Origin of the sequence: Burkholderia sp. BCC0322 (assembly GCF_902833045.1) — a bacterium.
GTDB lineage: Bacteria > Pseudomonadota > Gammaproteobacteria > Burkholderiales > Burkholderiaceae > Burkholderia.
This window is the reverse complement of sequence record NZ_CADFDU010000001.1, coordinates 58,421-79,318: the sequence shown is the minus strand read 5'-3', so window position 1 is coordinate 79,318 and position 20,898 is coordinate 58,421. Positions and strand designations below refer to the sequence as shown.

Genomic DNA, 20,898 nt, shown 5'->3' with positions numbered 1-20,898 from the left:
TAAATTACGCCGAATGATCAGACGAATGGCCGCCAAACCGTTGCCTGATCTGGTGTTTAGTTTCACCAATAAACAAATTGTTTGATAAAAGAAAGATTGTGCATTTTTAATGCATATTTTCCCGAATACACCATCATGTTTTCGTGGAATGTGCCGAAAGCGCAGGTGTCAGACCAATGCGCATGCGGATAGACCGAAATGCGCGGGGTCGCGAATCAATCGCCAAGCGGACGCAAGATCCGTTACCCGGAGCTCCACACCATGCGCAACAACCAGCCCGTCACGCAACGCGAATTCGATTTTCCCGATGACGCGACGCTGATGTCGACCACCGACGCGAACAGCTACATCACCTACGCGAACGCGGCATTCATCCAGGTCAGCGGATTTTCCCCCGAAGAGATCGAAGGTCAGCCGCACAACGTGGTGCGCCACCCGGACATGCCGAAGGAGGCGTTCGCCGACATGTGGGCAACGCTCAAGGGCGGCGAGCCGTGGACCGCGCTCGTGAAGAACCGCCGCAAGAACGGCGATCACTACTGGGTGCGTGCGAACGCGATTCCGGTGATGCGCAACGGCGAGCCGAAGGGCTACATGTCGGTGCGCACGAAGGCGACGCGCGACGAGATCGCGGCTGCGGAGGCGCTCTACAAGGACTTCCGCGAAGGGCGGGCCGGCAACCGGCATTTTCACAAGGGGCTGATCGTCCGCAAGGGCGTGGCCGGTTTAACGTCGCTGTTCCAGACGATGTCGGTGCGCGCGCGGCTTCATCTGTCGCTGTGCGTGCTCGCGCCGGTCGTGGTGGCCGGCGGGTGGGCGTGCGGGCTGGCCGGCGGCGGGCTCGCGGCGTTCGCGGCGGTGACGGCCGGCGCTGCGGCTGCTGCGGGGCTGTGGCTCGATGCGCAGATTGCGCGCCCGCTCATGCAGTTGCGCGACGAGGCGTTGCGCGTGGCGACCGGCGAGAGCCGTAGCGGCGTGCGAATGAATCGGGTCGACGAGATCGGCATGACGCTGCGCACGATCAACCAGCTCGGGCTGATGTTCCGCTGGCTCGTCGACGACGTCAGCGAACAGGTGCTGAACGTGCAGCGCGCGAGCAACGAGATCGCGCAGGGCAACAACGACCTGAGCGCACGCACCGAGCAGGCATCGACGAGCGTGCAGCAGACGGCCGCGTCGATGGCCGAGATGACGGCGACCGTGTCGAGCAATGCGGAGACGGCGCTGCAGGCGAACCAGTTGTCGGTGTCCGCGAGCGAAGCGGCGGGGCGCGGCGGGCAGGCGGTGAGCGAGGTGGTCGCGACGATGAACGAGATCACCGCCAGCTCGCGGAAGATCTCGGACATCATTGGCGTGATCGACGGCATCGCATTCCAGACCAACATCCTTGCGCTGAACGCGGCGGTCGAAGCCGCGCGGGCCGGCGATCAGGGGCGCGGCTTCGCGGTGGTTGCCGGCGAGGTGCGGGCGCTCGCGCAGCGCAGCGCGAATGCGGCAAAGGAGATCAAGACGCTGATCGGCGCGAGCGTCGAGCGCGTCGAATCGGGCGCACGGATCGTCGACGGCGCGGGCAAGACGATGGAGGACATCGTCACGCAGGTGAAGCGCGTGTCGGACCTGATCGCGGAGATCAGCTCGTCGACGGCTGAACAGAGCACCGGGGTTGCGCAGGTCGACCAGGCGGTGGTGCATCTGGACAACATCACGCAGCAGAACGCGGCGCTGGTCGAGCAGAGCACGGCAGCGTCGGAGAGCCTGAAGCAGCAGGCAACGCGGCTGGTGGAGGCGGTGAACGTGTTTCGGTGAGCGCGCCGGAAGAGATGACGCGGGCACGACGGAGAGGGACGCCGGCCCGCGTCGGACCGCCCGGTTCCGGCCGGGCGGTCAGGGCCTGCCGTTAACGCGACGGGCCCTGAACCGTTACGTCAGACGGCGAGGCAGAGGTACTTGATCACGACGTAGTCGTCGATGCCGTAGTGCGAGCCTTCGCGGCCGAGGCCCGATTGCTTCACGCCGCCGAACGGTGCGACTTCGTTCGAGATCAGGCCCGTGTTCACGCCGACCATCCCGTATTCGAGCGCTTCGGCAACCTTCCACACGCGGCCGATGTCGCGGCTGTAGAAGTACGCGGCCAGGCCGAACTCTGTGTCGTTCGCGAGGCGGATCACTTCATCGTCGCTGCCGAACTTGAACAGCGGCGCGAGCGGCCCGAATGTCTCTTCCTTCGCGACCTTCATCGCCGGCGTGACACCCGTCAGCACGGTCGGCTCGAAGAAGCCGTGGCCGAGCGCGTGGCGCTTGCCGCCCGTCACGACGGTCGCACCCTTCGCGAGCGCGTCCTCGATGTGCGCCTCGACCTTCAGCACGGCCGCTTCGTTGATCAGCGGACCCTGCGTGACGCCCGGCTCCGTGCCGCGGCCCACCTTCAGCTGGCCGACGGCTGCCGCGAGCTTCTGCGCGAACTGGTCGTACACGGCTTCATGCACGTAGAAGCGGTTCGTGCACACGCAGGTCTGGCCGCTGTTGCGGTACTTCGATGCGATCGCGCCCTGCACGGCCGCGTCGAGGTCGGCATCGTCGAACACGATGAACGGGGCATTGCCGCCGAGCTCCAGCGACACCTTCTTGACCGTCGCCGCGCATTGCGACATCAGCAGGCGGCCGACCGGCGTCGAGCCGGTGAACGACAGCTTGCGCACGATCGGGTTCGACGTCAGTTCGCCGCCGATCGCCTTCGGGTCGCCCGTGACGACGCTGAACACGCCGGCCGGCACGCCCGCGCGCTCGGCCAGCACCGCCATCGCGAGCGCGGAAAACGGCGTCGCCTCGGCCGGCTTCACGACGATCGGGCAGCCTGCGGCGAGCGCCGGGCCGACCTTGCGCGTGATCATCGCCGCCGGGAAGTTCCACGGCGTGATCGCCGCGCACACGCCGATCGCTTCCTTCGTCACGACGATGCGCTTGTCGCTCGCCGGCGTCGGGATCGTGTCGCCGTACACGCGCTTGCCTTCTTCCGCGAACCACTCGAGGAACGATGCGGCATAGCCGATCTCGCCCTTCGCCTCGGCCAGCGACTTGCCCTGCTCGGTGGTGAGGATCAGCGCGAGGTCGTCGGCGTTTTCCATCATCAGGTCGTGCCACTTGCGCAGGACGACCGCGCGTTCCTTCGCGGTCTTCTTGCGCCATGCCGGCCACGCGGCGTTCGCGGCTTCGATCGCGTGACGCGTCTCGGCCGCGCCCATCGCCGGCACGGTGCCGAGCAGGCCACCCGTCGCCGGGTTGCGGACCTCGAACGTCTCGCCGTTCGTCGCGCCTTGCCATTCGCCGTTGACGTACGCCTGCTGGCGGAACAGCGATGGGTCTTTCAGTGCCAGGGTTTCCTGAACCGTGCTCATGTGAATCACCTGCTTCGAAAAGGACGGATAAAACGGCCGCCGCCGTCGTAAAGACGGCGGCGGCGCATTCAATTGAGAAGTCGACGGAAACTCAGGCCGGCACGCCGACCGTTTCCTTCAGCACTTCCTCGAGGATCACGAGCGCTTCGTCGAACACGGCTTGCGGGATCGTCAGCGGGAACAGGAAGCGCACGACGTTCGAGTACACGCCGCACACGAGCAGCAGCAGGCCGCGCTCGAGCGCACGCGCCTGCACGCGCTTCGTGAACTCCGCATCCGGCTCGCCCGAGCCCGGCTTCAGGAACTCGACCGCGATCATCGCGCCCGGGCCGCGCACGTCGGCGATCTGCGGCACGTCCGCCTGCAGCGCGTTCAGCTTCGCCTTCAGCACGTCGCCGAGTTGCGTCGCGCGTTCGCACAGCTTCTCTTCGTCGATGATCTCGAGCACCGCGTGTGCCGAGGCGACGGCCAGCGGGTTGCCCGCGTACGTGCCGCCGAGGCCGCCGGGCGCTGCCGCGTCCATCACGTCCGCACGGCCGACGACGCCCGACAGCGGCATGCCGCCCGCGAGGCTCTTTGCCATCGTGATCAGGTCGGCCAGCACGTCGTAGTGCTGCATCGCGAACAGCTTGCCGGTACGCGCGAAGCCCGTCTGCACTTCGTCGGCGATCAGCAGGATGCCGTGCTCGTTACAGATCTTGCGCAGCGCGCGCACGAATTCGGCCGGCGCCGGGTTGAAGCCGCCTTCGCCCTGGACCGGTTCGAAGATGATCGCGGCGACGCGCTTCGGATCGATGTCGGCCTTGAACAGCATCTCGATCGCCTTGATCGAATCGGCGGTCGTCACGCCGTGCACGGCGTTCGGGTACGGCGCGTGGAACACGTCGCCCGGGAACGGGCCGAAGTTCAGCTTGTACGGGGCGACCTTGCCGGTCAGCGCCATGCCCATCATCGTGCGGCCGTGGAAGCCGCCCGAGAACGCGATGACGCCCGGACGGCCGGTGGCGGCGCGCGCGATCTTGATCGCGTTCTCGACGGCTTCGGCGCCGGTCGTGAAGAACGCGGTCTTCTTCGGGAAATCGCCCGGCGCACGTTCGTTGATCTTCTCGGCCAGCTCGACGTACGACGCGTACGGGACGATCTGGTAAGCGGTGTGCGTGAAGTTGTTCAGCTGATCCGCGATCGCCTTGACGATCTTCGGGTGGCGGTGGCCGGTGTTCAGCACCGCGATGCCCGCGGCGAAATCGATGAAGCGGCGGCCTTCGACGTCCCACAGCTCCGCGTTCTCGGCGCGGGCTGCGTAGAAATCGCACATCACGCCGACGCCGCGCGGGGTGGCGGCGTTCTTGCGGGCCTGCAGGTCGGCATTCTTCACGGTCATCTCCTTGATGTTCTTTCCGGTGAGTAGAAAATCGGGCGCATTGGCAGCCCATGGAGGCGACTATAATCACATTTGGCTCTGGTAATCAGAGCCATTTCAATAAATATTCAGGAGCCAATCATGCGCGCGAGCGTGTTGTCGGACTGGCTCGCGCAGCGCCTCGTGCGCGGCGGCGAGCAGCCGATCTACCGGCAGCTTCACCGGCTGCTGCAGCAGGCGATCCTGTCGCGCGAACTGCCGGCCGGCACGCGCGTGCCGTCGTCGCGGCTGCTGGCCGCCGAGCTCGGGATCGCGCGCAACACGGTCACGCAGGTTTACGAACAGCTTTCCCTCGAAGGCTACGTGAACTCGGCGACCGGCCGCGGCACGTTCGTCGCCGACAGCGCGCCGGACGAGATCGTCGGCGCGCCGCCCGACGCGGCCACTGCTCGCCCGGCGTTCGTGCAGCCGTCCGTGCGGCGGCTGTCCGCGCGCGGCACGCGGCTCGTCGAAGGGGCCGGCGTGTCGAAACGGCAGGGCGGCGCGTTCATGCCGGGCGTGCCCGACGTGTCGCGATTTCCGGCGCGTGTGTGGACGCGGCTGCACAACAAATACTGGCGGCGGCTGCGCCCCGACCTGCTGACCTACGCGCCGGGCGGCGGCCTCGCGCTGCTGCGCGAGGCGCTGGCCGACTACCTGCGCACGTCGCGCTCGGTGCGCTGCACGCCCGAGCAGATCGTGATCACGACCGGCATCCACCAGTCGATCGACCTGGCGGTGCGGCTGCTGACCGATCCCGGCGACGTGATCTGGACCGAGGATCCGTGCTACTGGGGCGTGCGCAGCGTGCTGAACGTGTCGGGGCTGACGACGCGGCCGATCCCGGTCGACGACGAAGGGATCGCGCCGAGCGCCGCCGATCTCGCCGAGCCGCCGAAGCTGATGCTCGTCACGCCGTCGCACCAGTATCCGCTCGGGATGGTGATGAGTCTCGCGCGGCGGCGGATGCTGCTCGAATACGCGCGCCAGCACGGCTGCTGGATCATCGAGGACGACTACGACAGCGAATTCCGCTACGGCAGCCGGCCGCTCGCGTCGCTGCAGGGGCTCGATACCGCCGGGCAGGTGATCTATGTGGGCAGTTTCGGCAAGACGCTGTTCCCGGGGCTGCGGGTCGGTTACCTGGTCGCGCCCGAGCCGCTCGCGGAAAGTTTCGCGACCGCGAGCGCCGAACTGTATCGCGAAGGGCAACTGCTGCAGCAGGCGGTGCTGGCCGAATTCATCGCGGAAGGGCACTTCGTGTCGCATATCCGCAAGATGCGCACGCTGTACGGGCAGCGCCGCGAGGTGCTGCTCGACGCGGTCGCGCAACGCTACGGCGACACGCTGCACGCGCTCGGCAGCGATGCGGGGCTGCATCTGGTCACGCAGTTGCCGGAAGGCGTCGACGATCGCGCGGTCGCGCAGGCCGCGCTCGAACGCAATATCGTCGTGCGGCCGTTGTCGGGGTATTACGCGGACCGCGAACGTGCGGCGTCGGGGTTGCTGCTCGGCTATGCGTGCGTGCCGGAGGACGAGATCGCGACCGCGTTCGCGACGCTCGCCGAGGCGATCGACGAGCGGGCGTTTGGCAAGGCGGTCGAGGTGGCCTGAACGGCGCCCGCGGTTGCGGCATTGCGTGGCGATGGTCGCCGCCGCCATCGAGGCCGGACGGTGTCATGCTCGCTGGACGGCCGGGAGAGCATGCGCGTCCTGCGCTACCTGCCGCGAATCTCAATACCCGATCCACACCGCGAACGTCAGCACGACGCACGACAGCGCGAGCAGCGTCAGGAACAGCGGCAGCACGAAGCGGATCCACGCGCCGAAATCGACGCGCGCCGTGGCCAGATACGCGAGCAGCATTCCGGACGTCGGCGTGACGAGGTTCGTCAATCCGCCGCCGAGCACGAACGCGAGCACCGACGTCTGGCCGCTCACGCCGGAGAGCTGCGCGATCGGCCCGATGATCGGCATGCTGACCGCGGCCTTGCCGGACACCGACGGAATGAACACGTCGAGCACCATCTGCACGCCCATCAGCCCGTTCGCGACCCACACCGGCGACTGCCCGTCCGCGAGCCGCGTGAAGAAGTTGATCAGCGTGTCGAGCACGAGGCTGTTCTGCAGCAGCAGCTCGACGGAAGCGGCGAGCCCCATCAGCAGCGCGGCGAGCATCATGTTCTTCATCCCGTCGACGAACGCGTCGGCCGCGCTGCGCGAATCGAGCCCACCGATGATGGCCGTCGCGATGCTCACGGCCGTGTAGAACGCCGCCAGCTCGACGTTGCCCCACTTCAGCTCGCGCGTGCCGTAGATCAGCATCGCGACGGCGGCGGCGAACACGACCAGTGTTGCCTTGTGGCGCAGCGACAGCTTCGCGGCCGCGTGCGCGGCATGGCCCGCGGCGGTCTGCCCGGCCCGATAGCCGGTGCTGCGCACGTAGCGCAGCAGGTACAGGATGCCGATCGTCAGGAATACGACGAATACGACCGCGCGCAGCGCGACGCCGCTGAACAGCGGCACGCCGACGAGCGGCTGCGCGACGGCCAGCGCGAGCGGGTTCGTGACCGACGCGATATAGCCGATCTTCGCGGCGAGCGCGACGAGGGCGACCGCGAACAGGTCCGAGAGACCGAGGCGCCGCGCGATCACGACCACCATCGGAATGATCACGAGGTACTCGGAGATGAAGCCGAGCAGCGTACTGCCGAGCCCGATCAGGATCATCAGCATCGGTGTCAGCAGGTATGCGTTGTTGCCGGTGAGCTGCAGCAGCCGGTCGATGCCCGCGTCGACCACGCCGGTGCGGCGCATCACCCCGAACATCCCGCCGACGAACATCACCATCACGATCAACGGCGCGTTCTTCAGCAGCCCTTGCGGCACCGCGACGAACGCCGAGACGAGGCTTGCCGGCAGCGCTTGAGCGGACGTGCTGTGACTGACGGCCGGGGCGACGAGCGTCGTGAGGGCGGTGGTCTTTGGCACCACGTGATAGGTGCCCGGCACGACGAGCCGGCCGTCGCGCGCGAACTGGCCGGAGTCGACGACCCACGTGAGCGCAATCGCCGCGGCGAGCACCCACAGCATCATCACGACGGGATGCAGCATCTTGCCGTGCGGATGCGGCGCGTGACCGGCGGGCGCCGTCGGATCGTCAGCCGCGAGTGCGGGGGTGTCGGCGCCGTGCGCGCCGGCCGGGTTCGGGGAAGAGGCGGACATCGGATCCTCGTCGAAGAAGAAGCGGGCCGTCAGGCCGGTTGCAGCGCGGCGCGCGCCGGGACGTAGCCGAGTTCGGCGGAAATGGCGAGGCTGCACGCCTGCAGGCGTTCGAGATAGTCGGGTATGTCGGCGTGGCTCACGCGCACCTCGGGCCCCGTCACGCTGACCGACGCAACCGTCGCGCCCGTCAGGTCGCGCACCGGCACGGCGATCCCGACCGCGCCGGGCGTCACTTCGCCGCTGCTCACCGCGTAGCCCTTGCGCGCGACCGCGTCGAGTTCGCCGGCGAGCTTCGCCGGGTCGTCGGCTTGCCCGTTCCTGCGCAGTTGCGCGAGATATTCGTCGCGCACCGCGTCGGGCGCGAACGCGAGCAGCACCTTGCCCGATGCGCCGAAATGGATCGGCCGGCGATTGCCGACCGCGCCGACGGTGCGTACCGCGTGTGTCGTTTCGCAACGCGCGACGCACACCGATTCGAGCCCTTCGCGTACGCGCAGAACAATGGTCTCGTTGATCGCCTGGTTGAGCGCGAGCATGTGCCGGTGCGCGGCGCGCACGAGCGCGTTCTGCTGCGACGCGGCCACGCCGATCACGAACGCCTGCGGGCCGAGCGCATAGGTGGACGTGCGCGGGTCCTGCACGACGAAGCGATGCAGTTCAAGCGTGCACAGCATCCGGTACGTGCGCGACTTGTTGATGCCGAGTTGCGACGCGAGCTCGGTCACGCCGAGGTTCGGATGCTCGGCCACGTAGGTCAGCAGCTTCAGCGCACTGTCGACGGCGTCGACGATGTAGGTCGTCATGCGGAGTCTCCCTGCGGTGCGATGCGCGCGCGGACGTACTCGGCGAGCGCGTCGAGGTACGCGTCGACCGAGCGCTTCAGCGTGGCGAAGCCTGCATGTTTCGCGAATGCGGCCTCGTCCATGTACAGCGCGCGGTTGAATTCGATCTGGATGCCGTGGCGCTGCCGTGCGGGATCGGCGAGTGCGGTCAGCAGGTCGCCGCCCTGATACGGGTCGTTGACCTGCACGCGATAGCCGGCGCCGGCGAACCACTGCGCGGTCCACTCGGTGAACGCCGGATCGGCGGTCGTGCCGCGCCGGTCGCTGACGACGACGTCCGGCCGCAACGCACCCGCGTCGACGTTCATCGCGTTGCCGCGCGACTTCATCGAATGGCAGTCGATGTGCCACAGCGCGCCGTGCGCCGCATGCAGCGGCTCGGCGATGCCGGCGAGCGCGCGGCGGTACGGCAGGTAGTACGCGTCGATCCGGTGGCGTACCTCCGCGAGCGACAGCTTGCGGTCGTACAGCGGCACGCCGGGCAGCGCGTCGCGCCGGATCAACCCCATCCCGCGCTGCGTGTACGGCTGTGGCGACAGCGGCTCGGGCCACGGCTCGGCGAGCAGCGTCGCGTCGATATCGGTTTCCGCACGGTTCGGATCGATGTACGCGCGCGGAAACGTCGCGCCGAGCAGCGTGCCGCCGCGCGCAGGGGCGCCGGCCCACAGTTCGTCGATGTACGCGTCCCACGTCGTGCGGATCGCGTCGTCGGGTGCGACGGTGGCGAAGTCCGGCGGATACGCGATGCCGCTGTGCGGCGAGTCGACGACGATCGGCAGCGCCGGCACCGTCGGCGTCGCGACGAAATAGGCAGGCGATGCGCCGGCAGTCGCGTTGTTGCAATTAAACGTCAGCATGGGGATCAGGTTCTTTACCTAGTTTCTCGAGGCGTCTCGTGCAAATGTTTTAATCATTAAAACAGCGTATCAATATTTCACAACGGCTGAAAATCGCGGTCAAGGGCTTTTTGCGATACCGGGATTGCGCGCCATGATCGGCCTGTCATGCCCATGATTATTGGGCTTGTTTCATTCCTCGAAACACCTTGCGATTCAGGTGAATTTGACCCGCGCGTACGATTTTTGACGTCACTTGACGCTTCAAATCAGCAAATTCAACAATAAATAAGACGATGTTTTATTCAATAAAACACGTTTCGAGCGAAATAAATCGCTCCCCATATTCAACCGATAAAGGGGTCGGAGATGAAGCGAAAAGGGATGATGGTTGCGCTGGCGGGTATCGCAACGGCGGCCGGTGCGATGCACGCGCACGCACAGTCGAGCGTGACGCTGTACGGCGTGGTCGATTCGGGGATCACGTACACGAACAACCAGAACGGCCACGCCGCGTGGCAGGCGACCGGCGGCAACGAGCAGGGCACGCGCTTCGGGCTGCTCGGCAAGGAGGAGCTCGGCGGCGGCACGCGCGCGGTGTTCCGGCTCGAGAACGGCTTCAACATCGAGAGCGGCGCCGCGAGCCAGGGCGGCCGGCTGTTCGGTCGCCGGGCATACGTCGGGCTGGAGAACGACCGCTGGGGCACGCTGACGATGGGCCGCCAGTACAACGCGGCGCAGGAAGTGCTGGAGCCGCTGCAGATCGGCGCGACCACCGCGCTCACGCAGTACGCGCTGCATCCGTTCGACACCGACGACCTGAACAACACGTTCCGCACCAACAACTCGGTGCAGTACCAGACGCCCACCTGGTACGGGCTGCGTGCGGTCGGCCTGTACGGCTTCTCGAATTCGACGTCGTTCGCGCAAAACCGCGTGTGGAGTATCGGCACGAGCTACGAGAACGGGCCGCTGCAACTCGGCGCGGCCTACGTGCGCGTCGATCATCCGGCGCTCGACACCACCGGCGCGGCGGCATCCGACAACTACTACACGTTCATCAAGGGCGTGACGCGCCAGCAGATCTGGGGCGCGGGTGGCGCGTATGCGTGGGGGGCCGCGACGTTCGGGCTGCTGTACACGAGCTCGCTGTTCAACCTGCAGACGGGCGGCGCCATGCGCTTCAACAACTACGAGGGCAGCGTGCGCTACCTGATGACGCCCGCGCTGCAGTTCGCGCTCGGCGAAACCTATACGCAGGTGCTTGCGTCGCAGGGGCCGAAGCCGAGCTCGCACTACCTGCAGACGAGCGTCGGTGCGCAATATTTCCTGTCGAAGCGCACCGATATCTACGTGAACGCGTTCTACCAGCGTGCGTCGTCGAACACGGTGGCCGCGATCGAAGGGATCTCGAATCCGTCGAGCACACGCACGCAGGTCGTCGCGGTGACGGGGATCCGCCACAAGTTCTGACGCGGCGGCAGGCCGCGGGCGCGGCGCTTTCCGCTTACAACCGGATCAGCGCCGCGCCGGCGACCACCAGCGCGCACGCGGCGAGCCGCTGCGCGCCGGGCCGCTCGCGCATCACGACCCAGCCGATCGCGACCGCAAAGATCGAACTTGTTTCGCGCAGCGCCGACACCGTCCCGACCGGCAAGTATCGGTACGCGAGGATCACGATGCCGTACGCCGCGAGCGAGAGCGTGCCGGCGATCGCGCCCTGCGCGAGTGCGGTGCGCGAGCCGAGCACCGCGCGCGGGCCGCCTCGCACGGCGCAGACCAGCACGAACTGCGGCACGCTCCACAGTACGTACACCCACGCGATGTAGCCGAGCGCGCTGCCGGACACGCGCGAGCCGATGCCGTCGCAGATCGAATACGCGGCGATGAACACGCCCGTGAGCAGCGCAAACGGCACGCCTTCGCCGGAGAACCGGAAGCCGCGCCGCAGTGCGAGCGACATGATGCCGAACGACACGAGCGCGATACCTGCGAAGCCGAACGGCGTTGGCTGTTCGTGGAGGAATACGAGCGCGAGCATCGACACGAGCAGCGGCGAGATCCCGCGCGCAATCGGGTAGATCTGCCCGAACTCGCCGCTGCGGTAGGCGCGCGCCAGCGTGAAGCAGTACGCAACCTCGAGCGCGGCCGACCCGGCGATATACGGCCATGCGGCGCGCGCCGGTGCGGGCAGCAGGGCCGCGCCGGCGAAGCCGAACGCGAAATACGGCAGGGACATCGTGCCGAGCTGGACGAGCCGGTCTTCGCTGACGTGGAGGAAGGCGTTCCAGATGGCGTGCAGCAATGCGGAGCACAGCACGAGGCCGATGAAGAGGTGGTCCATGAACGAAGGTGCGGACAGGGGCGGGAGCGGAGGGGCGCCGTCATTATGTGGGTATCGGGCGCGCTCGCATGGAATTGTCGATAATGGAGTGCTGTTATTCACCGGATGCCGACAATGACCGAAGCCACTCAAGCCCAGCCTGCCGTTCCGCGCCTCACGAGCCTGTCGCATGGCGGCGGCTGCGGCTGCAAGATTGCACCGGGCGTGCTGTCCGAGCTGCTGAAGCGCACGACGCCGCCCGCGCTGTTCCCGGATCTGCTGGTCGGCACCGAGACGTCCGATGACGCGGCCGTCTACCGCCTCAACGACGAGCAGGCGATCGTCGCGACCACCGACTTCTTCATGCCGATCGTCGACGATCCTTTCGACTTCGGCCGCATCGCCGCGACCAACGCGCTGTCCGATGTCTATGCGATGGGCGGCAAGCCGATCCTCGCGCTCGCGTTGGTCGGCATGCCGATCAACGTGCTGCCGCACGAGACGATCGCGGCCGTGCTGCGCGGCGGCGAATCGGTGTGCGCGGACGCCGGCATTCCGGTTGCCGGCGGCCATTCGATCGATTCGGTCGAGCCGATCTACGGGCTCGCGGCGATCGGCGTCGTGCATCCGTCGCGCGTGAAGCGCAATGCGGCGGCGCGCGCGGGCGACGTGCTGGTGCTCGGCAAGCCGCTCGGCGTCGGCGTGCTGTCGGCCGCGCTGAAAAAGAACCAGCTCGATGCCGCGGGTTATGCGCAGATGGTCGCGACGACCACCAAGCTGAACCGGCCGGGCGCCGAGCTCGCCGCGCTGCCGGGCGTGCATGCGCTGACCGACGTCACGGGCTTCGGGCTGCTCGGCCATACGCTCGAACTGGCGCGCGGCGCGCACCTCACCGCGCGCGTGCACTATGCGTCGCTGCCGTGGCTCGCGGGCGTCGAGGCGTTCGTCGCGGACGGCGTGTTCACCGGCGCGTCGGGTCGCAACTGGGCCGCGTACGGCGCGGACGTGCGACTGGCCGCGACGCTGCCGCCCGTCGCGCAGGCGCTGCTGACCGATCCGCAGACTTCGGGCGGCTTGCTGGTCGCGTGCGCGCCCGAGGCCGTCGACGACGTGCTCGCGTGCTTCCGTGCCGACGGCTTCGACCGCGCGGGCGTGATCGGCGAGATGGTGGACGGGCCGGCACGCGTCGATGTCGCCTGACGCCGAAGCGCCACGCCGGATCATTTTGCGGTCGCCGGAATCGATGCCTTCCATCGGAGACATCGACGACCGATGAACGACTTCCTGTTCGGGCTGATGATCGCGCTGTCGGTCGGGCCCGTTGCGCTGATGATCGCGAACTACGGGATGCGCGCCGGCACCGCGAGCGGCGTGCGCGCGGCGGTGGGTGTCGCGACGGCCGACGGCTGCTATGCGGTCGTCGCGTTCACGCTTGGCGCGATGCTTGCGAGCACGCTCGCCGCGCATCTGTCGCTGTTTCGTCTGGCCGGTGCGCTCGTGCTGCTCGCGATGGGGGCACGAATGCTGTGGCAGGCGCTGCGAGATCGTCGCCGCACGCTCGATGGCGACGCGCGACAGCCGGGCAGCCGGCCGTTCGCATCGATGTTCTTCGTCACGCTGGCGAACCCGCTCACGATCCTGTTGTTCTATGGCTATGCGACGGCTTCCGCCGGTGCGCATCGGCACTGGCTGCTCGGTGCCGCGTGCGTGTTTGCGGGCAGTCTCGCGGGGCAACTCGTGTTCGCATTCGGCGGCAGCGTGATCGGCCGCATCGTGAAATCGTCGGGGCTCCTTGCGGTGAGCCATGTGGTCGCGGCGCTGGTCGTGCTGGGTTACGGGGTGGCGGGGCTGGCGCGGTTGTAGCGGTTCGCCGGGCGATGTGCATGCAGGTGCGATTGGCGTGCCGGTGTCGATCAACCGGATAGTATTCCTGATGGTATGTCGTCGCGCGGAGAGCATGTCCGCCACGATTTCCGCGCACACCCCACCCGCACCGGCGCACCGGCGCCGTTTCGTAGTCGGGTTCCGCATCGGGCACGCGCGTTCTATACTCCGTCGCGCAGTCTCCGAGAGCCGTTCTCACCCAACATCCTCGAAACAAGGAACGCCGATGCTGACTCGCTCCATTCTTTCCGCTGCCGCATTCTCGCTCGCAGCCTGCGCAACCGCGCCGTCGATCGCGCAGGACAACCAGGGCAACAACGCATTGTCCGAGACCGGTGCACAGGGCCGCCCGGTCAAGGTCATGATCATCACGATGTTCGGTCCGGAGGGCCAGGCCTGGCTCGACCGGCTTGGCCCGTGGCGCGACATTGCCGTGCCCGGTCTGTCGCCCGACTACCCGAACGTGCATTGCAACAAGCAGGACGTGTGCGTGGTCACGACCGGCATGGGCTATGCGAACGCGTCGGCGACGATCATGGCGCTCACGTTCTCGCAGCGTTTCGATCTGCGCCGCACGTACTTCCTGATCTCCGGCATCGCGGGCGTCGACCCCGCGCAAGGCACGGTCGGTTCGGCCGCGTGGTCGAAGTACCTCGTCGATTTCAGCCTGCAGTGGGAACTCGATGCACGCGAGATTCCGGCCGGCTGGAATACCGGCTTCCTCGGCATCAACACGAAGAGCCCGAACGACAAGCCGCCGCTCGACTATCGCACCGAAGTGTTCCAGTTGAATCCGCAACTGACCGACGCCGCGGTCGCGCTGTCGCGCAACGTCGTGCTCGCCGACAGCGCGCAGGCGCAGGCCGCACGCGCGAAGTTCAACTACGCGCCGGCGAACCGGCCGCCGACGGTGATTCAGTGCGACACGTCATCGGGCAACACGTGGTTCTCGGGCACGCTGATCGGCGAACGCGCGCGCCAGTGGACGAAGATCCTGACCGACGGCAAGGGGACGTACTGCATGACCGCGCAGGAAGACAACGCGACGTATGAAGCGCTCAAGCGCGCGGCGAGCGTGAAGCGGGTCGACCTGTCGCGCGTCGCGGTGCTGCGTACCGGATCGGATTTCGACCGGCCGTATGCGGGGCAGACGAGTGCCGACAACCTGCTCAACTACGCGGACCAGGGCGGCTTCGCCCCGGCGACCGAAAACCTGTATCGCGCGGGCAATCCGCTTGTTCAGGACATCGTGACGCACTGGGGCGAATGGCGCGACGGGGTGCCGCGCCGGTAAGTTGACCGAGCGACGCGTGGGAACAGCTCAATCGTCCGCGCGTGGCAGAACTCCGGGTGACGCTGTGTCGCCCGGAGCGACCGGACGCAGGAAATCACCGTGTGGGCCGGGCGAGCTTGAGTTCGATTCGCGTATATTCAGGCCCTAATAGCTGCATGGTTGCAGTTTGACCGCGCTCATCCGTCATTCCGATGTATTGCGTTGCACTGGTGCTGATCCGATAGCAGATGCGTGCCAGCGGCTTCTTGTCGCCATCCAGTAAAAACAACGTTTGGTTCCGTGTTCGAGCGGTCCAGTGCTCGGACGTCACGAAACGTGCCTGCGCGGGTTCCCTGTCGTCATCGCATGTAAAGCGGTTCGAGCCGGGCGGGGGGCCGGGTGTCTCGGGTGTCACTGCATAACTGGCGACGCCCTGTGTGCCAGGCGAATTGCAGAGGCTCTGGCACCCTGCGGGCGGGCACTTGGGAACGAACTGGACCCAAAGCTGCTTTGCGTCGTCGGGATCGAGCTTGCCGTTCCGGCGCGACACGATTCGCTCGCCGACATGGATGTCGTCGGGCACCATGCCGAGTTGCACGAGGAATGATTTCATCTGTACGCCGCGTTGTCGTGCGAGGTGAACCGGTTGTTTTTCCCAATCGTAGGCTGTCGCCTCAATCGATACTGAGGTGCCCTCGCGCGTCCACTCCTTGGCGGTCAGGTAGTGTCTGACGACGGAGAGTCTGTCGCTGTTGCCGATTTCCACCGAATTCACCGGTAACTGCATGCTGTCGGTCAACATGATCTTGCATGCATCGGCTTGTATCGGGAGTGACAGGACGGCAGTCAGTGTGGCAATGGCATATCGCATGAGTCGCTCCGATCTAACGCGCCAGAATGAACCAGGCGATGTTGTCTGCGTTGCTGATCGCCATGTCCGGATAATGTCTCGCGAACTGGGCACAGGCAGTGCGGCCGTATGCCCCTGGATGGTCGCCCGCGCCGAACGTGTCAGCAAAATGGGCGCATTCGTGAACGATGGTCAGTTGCTGCGAGGAGAGATTGCCGGCCGATCGCTCGGGTAGCGAGCAGAACGGGAGATTGATGGCAATGGTATGAGTCGCGGTGTCCGGACGGCAAACATGCGCAACCTCGGCGTCAAGATGCTTCATGTTCGGAAGGCATCCTGTCGCGCGGTCGGCATCGGAGCCGGTGCGAACGAAGTTTTCCGGGCCGAGGCCGGCCATCACGCTGGCAAGCGCGTCGAGTCCCGACGCCAGCCTGCGTCGAACATCAACATGTGATGAGCCGAACCATTCGATCACGCGTGCTTCCGTGGACGGCCACCATCGCGTCATTTCCAAATGGCGCTGCCGGGTGATCGCAACCGCATCGTCTCGCAATTCAAGCATCCGCTTCCTGAACGCTGAATCCGTCATGTTCGGACAAATTGGCGGTCCGTCGAGTGATAGCGAGATGGGGGCGCGGGAATCGGTTTTCGTATTGGTCGGTACGGTTGCGACTCGGATCCATTCCTCGTCGTTCGCGGGATCGGAATTTCTAGGCGGCATCGGTTTTCCTGATGTAGGCGGGGTGATGTGGCGTGTGGCGGTGCATGCCCGGGCGCAAGAGATTCAACCTGTCTGGATGTCCAGATGCAGCTTTCCGTAGCCAAAGGTGATAACGCGTCGCGTCAGCCCGGCGTCGTCGGTCGTGCCCTGGATGGTTGAGTGAGGGTTTGTGTCCGAAGTAATGCGATAGCGGACGTTTGCTAACGGGCGCCCGGTGATCTGGTCGATCAATTGAAACTGTTCGTCGTAGACCTCGCCGGTGGAGGAAACTGCCTGGGAGGCAGTGGACAGATGACTGGAGCCGAGGCCGTGTGCAAGAAAAATGCTTGAATCCTGCCCGGCCATGACACGGTTGCTTCCGCATGGGCACATCACCAGGTCGCCGTCGACGACGGCATCCCGTCCGTTCCCGAACAATCCTTTGCCAGTCCCGAAAATGCTGAAGCTTCCCTCGCAGTTGCCGCATGTCGCGCGATCTCCGTTGAGCGCGACATGCTTGCCGTGGTCGAATATCGTGGAAGAGTGGGCAACGACGCGGCCACGAGTCGTCGTCCGATCACCGTCTCGAACGGCCGGCCGGTATGTTCGGACGTTCCGTTCGCCGCTTTGGGATGACGCAGTCATACAAGCTCTCCATAGGAACATCATTGGGAGTGCTCATGCTAAGTACCCGGGGCGAACAATGGACTTGCCGGAAAGAATCGGGGAGAGAGATGAAGCTTGAGAAGTGTGAATAAAGGCGCGACAAGACTCACGCTTTCTCTAGCCAATAGGCGTTTCCTTGCGAAACATGCAGTCTGGCGGAAGTCGAGAGCGAAACGGCTTCGTATTGCCCGGAACGGTTGATCGGGCTCCGACGAATACGTAAAACGCGATCAAACAGGCGACTTTTCCTGTGTCAATCGAGGCGCCTCGCATGGCCAAGGTCAGGTCGCTGGAATTCGCTTGTTTAACGTCACAAATCGTGTCGCAGCGATCGCGGCTGCGGCTGTGTGTCTCAAGCGTTCGCGGGCCCCAGGCACTGCTCGGAGACGGCTTCGCCCCGGCGACCGAAAACCTGTACCGCGCGGGCAATCCGCTCGTTCAGGACATCGTGACGCACTGGGGCGAATGGCGCGACGGGGTGCCGCGCCGGTAAAGGCCGGGTGATGGTCCAGCCGGCGATCAGTGCGCGTGCGGGGCCGAACGGAACGGCGTCCACACCGGCGTGGTGTCGTCCCAGTGATCGAGCGGCGAAGGAAGTTGATCGTTCATCATGTGCTCCTGCAATTCACTATCCAACTGACTGACTCGGCGAGTCGTCGATAGGGGAATCGCGACGCCGTGTACGGGGCAACCCGTTGCGCGGCGTTGCGCGTTTACCGGCCTCCGCCGGCGAGTTGGTTGCTTTCGGGCATCGAGCGATACGCCCCTTGTGCCAGTTCGAGCCCTTGCGGATACGAATTGGCCTTGCGCAGATACGCGAGCGTGCCGTCCTTGCGTGCTTGCTCGACTTCCGCGCTGACTTCGGCGCGCGTGCGCGGGCCGTAGTGCTGCGAGTACCACGACGTATTGCCGTAGTCGCCGGCATGCGGCGTACCCGAATCGGCGAAGGCCGGTGCGGACACGGCGAGCGCGAGGGCGAAGGCGGAGAGAAGATGGCGGCGGTTCATGGCGAAACTCCTGTGTCGATATGAGTGAGCGCTTCAGCGCTGACTCCGGTCCCATCAAGCGGGATCTGTTCGATGCGCAACGAGGTGCGCGACAGGGTTTACTCTAGGTATCTGTTCCGTCGCGATAAATGCGGCGGATGCGAATTGAATTGTCGCGTCAGTGGAACAATCGACATCCGTACACCCGGCAGGGTTATGCGGAAACCGCTCGAACCGGCTTGCAGCGGGCCTCGCACGGGAGCGACGACGGTACGCGGCGACGCACGCGGACGATTGCGTCGCACGGCACAAAGGTTTGCTGCGGATTCGGGAAGGATCGGGTGCGCCGGGCGGGAAACGGGGCACCGAGGCGGGGCGCGGAGGCGGGGCGACGCGCGGGCCTCGCGGCCCGCGCGTGTCGTTCAGTTGCGCGATTCGGTCGCGCGGGTCGGACGTTACGCGACCCACTCGTTGATGACCGGCGTGTCGAGCGCCGGTGCGCGCTCGGCTTCCTCGAACGTGCGCTTGCTGCAGGTCGCGTCGAGGCTGCCCTTGCCGCTCAGCAGCGGGCAGCGGTCGAACACTTCGGCGACCCAGTCGACAAACACGCGCACTTTCGGTGACAGATGACGGCTGTGCGGATACACGACCGAGATCGGCATCGGCAGCGGCTTGACGCCGGGCAGCACTTCCTTGAGCCGGCCTTCGCGCAGATGCGGCAGCACCATGAAGAGCGGCGGCTGGATCAGCCCGAAGCCTTCGAGCCCGCAGGTCACGTACGCATCCGCGTCGTTCACCGACACGATGCCTTCCATCTTCATCTCGACTTCCTTGCCTTCGATCAGGAACGTCCAGTCGATCGTGCGGCCGGTGCGGCTCGAGAAGTAGTTGACGGCCTTGTGCTGGTTCAGGTCGTCGATCGTTTGCGGCTCACCGTGGTGCTCGAGATAGTCGGGCGACGCGACCGTCACGCATTCGAACAGGCCGACCCGGCGCGCGACCAGCGACGAGTCCTGCAGTGCGCCGACGCGGATCACGCAATCGACCCCTTCCTGCAGCAGGTCGACCGGCCGGTCGGACAGGCCGAGCTGCAGGTCGATGTCCGGATAGCGCGTATGAAATTCGCACAGGGACGGAATCACGAGCAGCCGTCCGATCGAACCCGGCATGTCGATACGCAACTTTCCGTGCGGCTTCCGGTTGTTCGCCTGGAAGCTCGCCTCGGTTTCCTCGACGTCCGCGAGGATCCGCACGCATCGTTCGTAATACGCGGCGCCGTCCGGCGTGAGCGACAGCCGGCGGGTGGTCCGGTGCATCAGCCGCACACCGAGGAATGCTTCGAGATTCTGGATGATCGTCGTGACGGACGCTCGCGGCAAGCTGAGCGTTTCTGCTGCCTTGGTGAAGCTGCTTGTATCGACGACGCGAGTAAACACCTGCATGGCCTGAAGCCGGTCCATCACAACCTCCGCAATCTAATGAGCCTCCGGAACGACAAGGCTGCGCTACCTCGTGGGTAAACGCAGCCTCGGATTGTTCGGGGGCGTTGAATTGTGTTGCCGGATTATAGGCATTTATCCCAATGTCTGCCGGACCCAGAATTCGTTCCATCTCGAAATGGATGCTGCATCGTCATGGACGCTTCTGAATTCAGCAAATTCCTGAAAGCCGCTTTGCCCGCGCCAGCCACGGCGGGCGTGGCGCTGACGGTCGCCGAAGTGGAAATTCCCGGCTACGCGCAGGACATCGTGCTGCGCCTCTACCGCCGCCCGGACAAGACCGGGTTGCCGGTAGTGCTTTATTTCCACGGCGGCGGCTTCGTCCGCGGTTCGCTCGAAGACGCCGATTTCGCCGCGCGTTTTTTAGCAGAACGCTTACCAGCGCTCGTCGTGTCGGTCGATTATTCGCTCGCGCCGGCCTTTCCTTTTCCGGCCGCGCCGGAGGATGCGTATCGCGCCGCCGTGTGGGCCGCGACGCGCGCCCGCGCGTTCGGCGGCAACCCGAAGAAAATCGGTGTCGCGGGTCACGACGCGGGCGGCCAGCTCGCGAACTGCCTCGCGTTCATCGCACGCGACCGCGGCGAGGTGTCGATCGCCGCGCAGGCGCTGTTCGGGCCGATGCTCGACCCGAGCATGACGCGCATCGGCGACGCCGAGCGCCTCGCGTCGGACATTACCGCGCGCGAATGCGCGGCATGTTATCGCGCGTACCTGCCGCAGGCCGCGCAGCGCATGCACCCGTACGCGGCGCCGCTCGAATCGGTGCGCCTCGCGGGGCTGCCGCCGACGCTCGTCGTCACCGCGCAGAACGACGTGCTGCACGTCGAAGCGGAGAAATATGCGAGCTGCCTGATCTCGTCGGGCGTGCTCACGCAGGTGATCCGCTATCCGGACATCACGCACGCCGCGCTCGCGACGCACGAAGCCGCATTCGAGGAAGCCGTGCGCTTCTTCCAGTGCCGCTTCCAGGCGCGCCAGCCGAATCGTTCCGAATAACCAAAACCAATCCACGTTTACTGG

19 protein-coding genes are annotated in these 20,898 nt (G+C 65.9%); 8 read left to right on the top strand and 11 right to left on the bottom strand.

Annotated elements, in window-relative coordinates; genetic code table 11:
• Positions 1 to 261: 261 nt before the first annotated feature.
• Positions 262 to 1,806, top strand: a complete 1,545-nt coding sequence (locus tag HWX39_RS00365; RefSeq protein ID WP_175965058.1) for a PAS domain-containing methyl-accepting chemotaxis protein — start codon at positions 262 to 264, stop codon at positions 1,804 to 1,806.
• Positions 1,807 to 1,925: 119 nt separating this feature from the next.
• Here HWX39_RS00365 and gabD read toward each other — a convergent pair whose 3' ends face one another.
• Positions 1,926 to 3,395, bottom strand: a complete 1,470-nt coding sequence (gene gabD, locus HWX39_RS00360; protein WP_059665218.1) for an NADP-dependent succinate-semialdehyde dehydrogenase — start codon at positions 3,393 to 3,395, stop codon at positions 1,926 to 1,928.
• A gap of 91 nt (positions 3,396 to 3,486) precedes the next feature.
• On the bottom strand, positions 3,487 to 4,776 hold the full coding sequence (locus HWX39_RS00355) for a 4-aminobutyrate--2-oxoglutarate transaminase (RefSeq protein WP_175965057.1): 1,290 nt from the start codon (positions 4,774 to 4,776) through the stop codon (positions 3,487 to 3,489).
• A gap of 120 nt (positions 4,777 to 4,896) precedes the next feature.
• Here HWX39_RS00355 and HWX39_RS00350 point away from each other — a divergent pair, with 120 nt between their 5' ends.
• The gene (locus HWX39_RS00350) at positions 4,897 to 6,408 is read left to right on the top strand and encodes a PLP-dependent aminotransferase family protein (RefSeq protein WP_175965056.1); all 1,512 of its coding nucleotides are present in this window, start codon (positions 4,897 to 4,899) and stop codon (positions 6,406 to 6,408) included.
• A gap of 120 nt (positions 6,409 to 6,528) precedes the next feature.
• Here the strand turns inward: HWX39_RS00350 and HWX39_RS00345 are convergent, their stop codons facing one another.
• Genes HWX39_RS00345 through HWX39_RS00335 form a run of 3 tightly spaced genes read right to left on the bottom strand, consistent with a single transcriptional unit; the run spans position 6,529 to position 9,718 of the window.
• Positions 6,529 to 8,019 carry a YfcC family protein gene (locus HWX39_RS00345; protein ID WP_175965055.1) on the bottom strand — a complete coding sequence of 497 codons (1,491 nt, stop codon included), beginning with the start codon at positions 8,017 to 8,019 and terminating at the stop codon, positions 6,529 to 6,531.
• Between the two features lie 29 nt (positions 8,020 to 8,048).
• Positions 8,049 to 8,822, bottom strand: a complete 774-nt coding sequence (locus HWX39_RS00340; protein WP_175965054.1) for an IclR family transcriptional regulator — start codon at positions 8,820 to 8,822, stop codon at positions 8,049 to 8,051.
• On the bottom strand, positions 8,819 to 9,718 hold the full coding sequence (locus HWX39_RS00335) for an N-formylglutamate amidohydrolase (protein ID WP_175965053.1): 900 nt from the start codon (positions 9,716 to 9,718) through the stop codon (positions 8,819 to 8,821). The genes HWX39_RS00340 and HWX39_RS00335 overlap by 4 nt, the downstream gene beginning before the upstream one ends.
• A gap of 348 nt (positions 9,719 to 10,066) precedes the next feature.
• Here HWX39_RS00335 and HWX39_RS00330 point away from each other — a divergent pair, with 348 nt between their 5' ends.
• Positions 10,067 to 11,170: a porin gene (locus tag HWX39_RS00330; protein WP_175965052.1), complete on the top strand. Its 1,104-nt coding sequence runs from the start codon at positions 10,067 to 10,069 to the stop codon at positions 11,168 to 11,170.
• A 34-nt stretch (positions 11,171 to 11,204) separates the two neighbouring features.
• Here HWX39_RS00330 and HWX39_RS00325 read toward each other — a convergent pair whose 3' ends face one another.
• On the bottom strand, positions 11,205 to 12,041 hold the full coding sequence (locus HWX39_RS00325) for a DMT family transporter (RefSeq protein WP_175965051.1): 837 nt from the start codon (positions 12,039 to 12,041) through the stop codon (positions 11,205 to 11,207).
• A 114-nt stretch (positions 12,042 to 12,155) separates the two neighbouring features.
• Between HWX39_RS00325 and selD the strand changes: the two genes are divergently transcribed.
• From selD to HWX39_RS00310, 3 genes are all read left to right on the top strand, one after another.
• Positions 12,156 to 13,220: a selenide, water dikinase SelD gene (selD, locus tag HWX39_RS00320; protein WP_175965050.1), complete on the top strand. Its 1,065-nt coding sequence runs from the start codon at positions 12,156 to 12,158 to the stop codon at positions 13,218 to 13,220.
• 72 nt (positions 13,221 to 13,292) lie between these two features.
• Positions 13,293 to 13,883, top strand: coding sequence for a LysE family transporter (locus tag HWX39_RS00315; RefSeq protein ID WP_175965049.1), 591 nt, complete (start codon positions 13,293 to 13,295; stop codon positions 13,881 to 13,883).
• Positions 13,884 to 14,130: 247 nt separating this feature from the next.
• Complete coding sequence (locus HWX39_RS00310; protein ID WP_175965048.1) at positions 14,131 to 15,198, top strand: purine nucleoside permease; 1,068 nt, start codon at positions 14,131 to 14,133, stop codon at positions 15,196 to 15,198.
• Positions 15,199 to 15,292: 94 nt separating this feature from the next.
• Here the strand turns inward: HWX39_RS00310 and HWX39_RS00305 are convergent, their stop codons facing one another.
• The 3 genes from HWX39_RS00305 to HWX39_RS00295 all read right to left on the bottom strand — a co-directional run bounded on the left by HWX39_RS00305 (position 15,293) and on the right by HWX39_RS00295 (position 17,372).
• Entirely contained in the window at positions 15,293 to 16,048 is a 756-nt protein-coding gene (locus HWX39_RS00305) for a hypothetical protein (RefSeq protein WP_175965047.1), read from the bottom strand.
• A gap of 13 nt (positions 16,049 to 16,061) precedes the next feature.
• Entirely contained in the window at positions 16,062 to 16,748 is a 687-nt protein-coding gene (locus tag HWX39_RS00300; protein WP_175965046.1) for a M35 family metallo-endopeptidase, read from the bottom strand.
• A gap of 63 nt (positions 16,749 to 16,811) precedes the next feature.
• Entirely contained in the window at positions 16,812 to 17,372 is a 561-nt protein-coding gene (locus HWX39_RS00295) for a PAAR domain-containing protein (RefSeq protein WP_175965045.1), read from the bottom strand.
• 292 nt (positions 17,373 to 17,664) lie between these two features.
• On the opposite strand from HWX39_RS00295, the gene HWX39_RS36000 reads away from it, so the two are divergent.
• Positions 17,665 to 17,886 carry a purine nucleoside permease gene (locus tag HWX39_RS36000; RefSeq protein WP_244134859.1) on the top strand — a complete coding sequence of 74 codons (222 nt, stop codon included), beginning with the start codon at positions 17,665 to 17,667 and terminating at the stop codon, positions 17,884 to 17,886.
• Between the two features lie 220 nt (positions 17,887 to 18,106).
• Here the strand turns inward: HWX39_RS36000 and HWX39_RS00285 are convergent, their stop codons facing one another.
• Together HWX39_RS00285 and ceoR are read right to left on the bottom strand one after the other, a co-directional pair.
• Entirely contained in the window at positions 18,107 to 18,400 is a 294-nt protein-coding gene (locus tag HWX39_RS00285; protein WP_175965044.1) for a DUF4148 domain-containing protein, read from the bottom strand.
• Positions 18,401 to 18,834: 434 nt separating this feature from the next.
• Complete coding sequence (gene ceoR, locus HWX39_RS00280; RefSeq protein WP_175965043.1) at positions 18,835 to 19,839, bottom strand: putative multidrug efflux transcriptional regulator CeoR; 1,005 nt, start codon at positions 19,837 to 19,839, stop codon at positions 18,835 to 18,837.
• 174 nt (positions 19,840 to 20,013) lie between these two features.
• Between ceoR and HWX39_RS00275 the strand changes: the two genes are divergently transcribed.
• The gene (locus tag HWX39_RS00275; protein ID WP_175965042.1) at positions 20,014 to 20,874 is read left to right on the top strand and encodes an alpha/beta hydrolase; all 861 of its coding nucleotides are present in this window, start codon (positions 20,014 to 20,016) and stop codon (positions 20,872 to 20,874) included.
• Positions 20,875 to 20,898: the final 24 nt, after the last annotated feature.

Bases quoted from the DNA above. Each gene is read 5' to 3' on its own strand.
- HWX39_RS00300 (WP_175965046.1), bottom strand. From the start codon at position 16,748: ATGCCGCCTAGAAATTCCGATCCCGCGAACGACGAGGAATGGATCCGA.
- HWX39_RS00315 (WP_175965049.1), top strand. From the start codon at position 13,293: ATGAACGACTTCCTGTTCGGGCTGATGATCGCGCTGTCGGTCGGGCCC.
- HWX39_RS00355 (WP_175965057.1), bottom strand. From the start codon at position 4,776: ATGACCGTGAAGAATGCCGACCTGCAGGCCCGCAAGAACGCCGCCACC.
- HWX39_RS00330 (WP_175965052.1), top strand. From the start codon at position 10,067: ATGAAGCGAAAAGGGATGATGGTTGCGCTGGCGGGTATCGCAACGGCG.
- HWX39_RS00365 (WP_175965058.1), top strand. From the start codon at position 262: ATGCGCAACAACCAGCCCGTCACGCAACGCGAATTCGATTTTCCCGAT.
- selD (WP_175965050.1), top strand. From the start codon at position 12,156: ATGACCGAAGCCACTCAAGCCCAGCCTGCCGTTCCGCGCCTCACGAGC.
- HWX39_RS00310 (WP_175965048.1), top strand. From the start codon at position 14,131: ATGCTGACTCGCTCCATTCTTTCCGCTGCCGCATTCTCGCTCGCAGCC.
- HWX39_RS00340 (WP_175965054.1), bottom strand. From the start codon at position 8,822: ATGACGACCTACATCGTCGACGCCGTCGACAGTGCGCTGAAGCTGCTG.
- gabD (WP_059665218.1), bottom strand. From the start codon at position 3,395: ATGAGCACGGTTCAGGAAACCCTGGCACTGAAAGACCCATCGCTGTTC.
- HWX39_RS00345 (WP_175965055.1), bottom strand. From the start codon at position 8,019: ATGTCCGCCTCTTCCCCGAACCCGGCCGGCGCGCACGGCGCCGACACC.
- HWX39_RS00295 (WP_175965045.1), bottom strand. From the start codon at position 17,372: ATGACTGCGTCATCCCAAAGCGGCGAACGGAACGTCCGAACATACCGG.
- HWX39_RS00275 (WP_175965042.1), top strand. From the start codon at position 20,014: ATGGACGCTTCTGAATTCAGCAAATTCCTGAAAGCCGCTTTGCCCGCG.
- HWX39_RS00285 (WP_175965044.1), bottom strand. From the start codon at position 18,400: ATGAACCGCCGCCATCTTCTCTCCGCCTTCGCCCTCGCGCTCGCCGTG.
- ceoR (WP_175965043.1), bottom strand. From the start codon at position 19,839: ATGGACCGGCTTCAGGCCATGCAGGTGTTTACTCGCGTCGTCGATACA.
- HWX39_RS00325 (WP_175965051.1), bottom strand. From the start codon at position 12,041: ATGGACCACCTCTTCATCGGCCTCGTGCTGTGCTCCGCATTGCTGCAC.
- HWX39_RS00335 (WP_175965053.1), bottom strand. From the start codon at position 9,718: ATGCTGACGTTTAATTGCAACAACGCGACTGCCGGCGCATCGCCTGCC.
- HWX39_RS36000 (WP_244134859.1), top strand. From the start codon at position 17,665: ATGGCCAAGGTCAGGTCGCTGGAATTCGCTTGTTTAACGTCACAAATC.
- HWX39_RS00350 (WP_175965056.1), top strand. From the start codon at position 4,897: ATGCGCGCGAGCGTGTTGTCGGACTGGCTCGCGCAGCGCCTCGTGCGC.
- HWX39_RS00305 (WP_175965047.1), bottom strand. From the start codon at position 16,048: ATGCGATATGCCATTGCCACACTGACTGCCGTCCTGTCACTCCCGATA.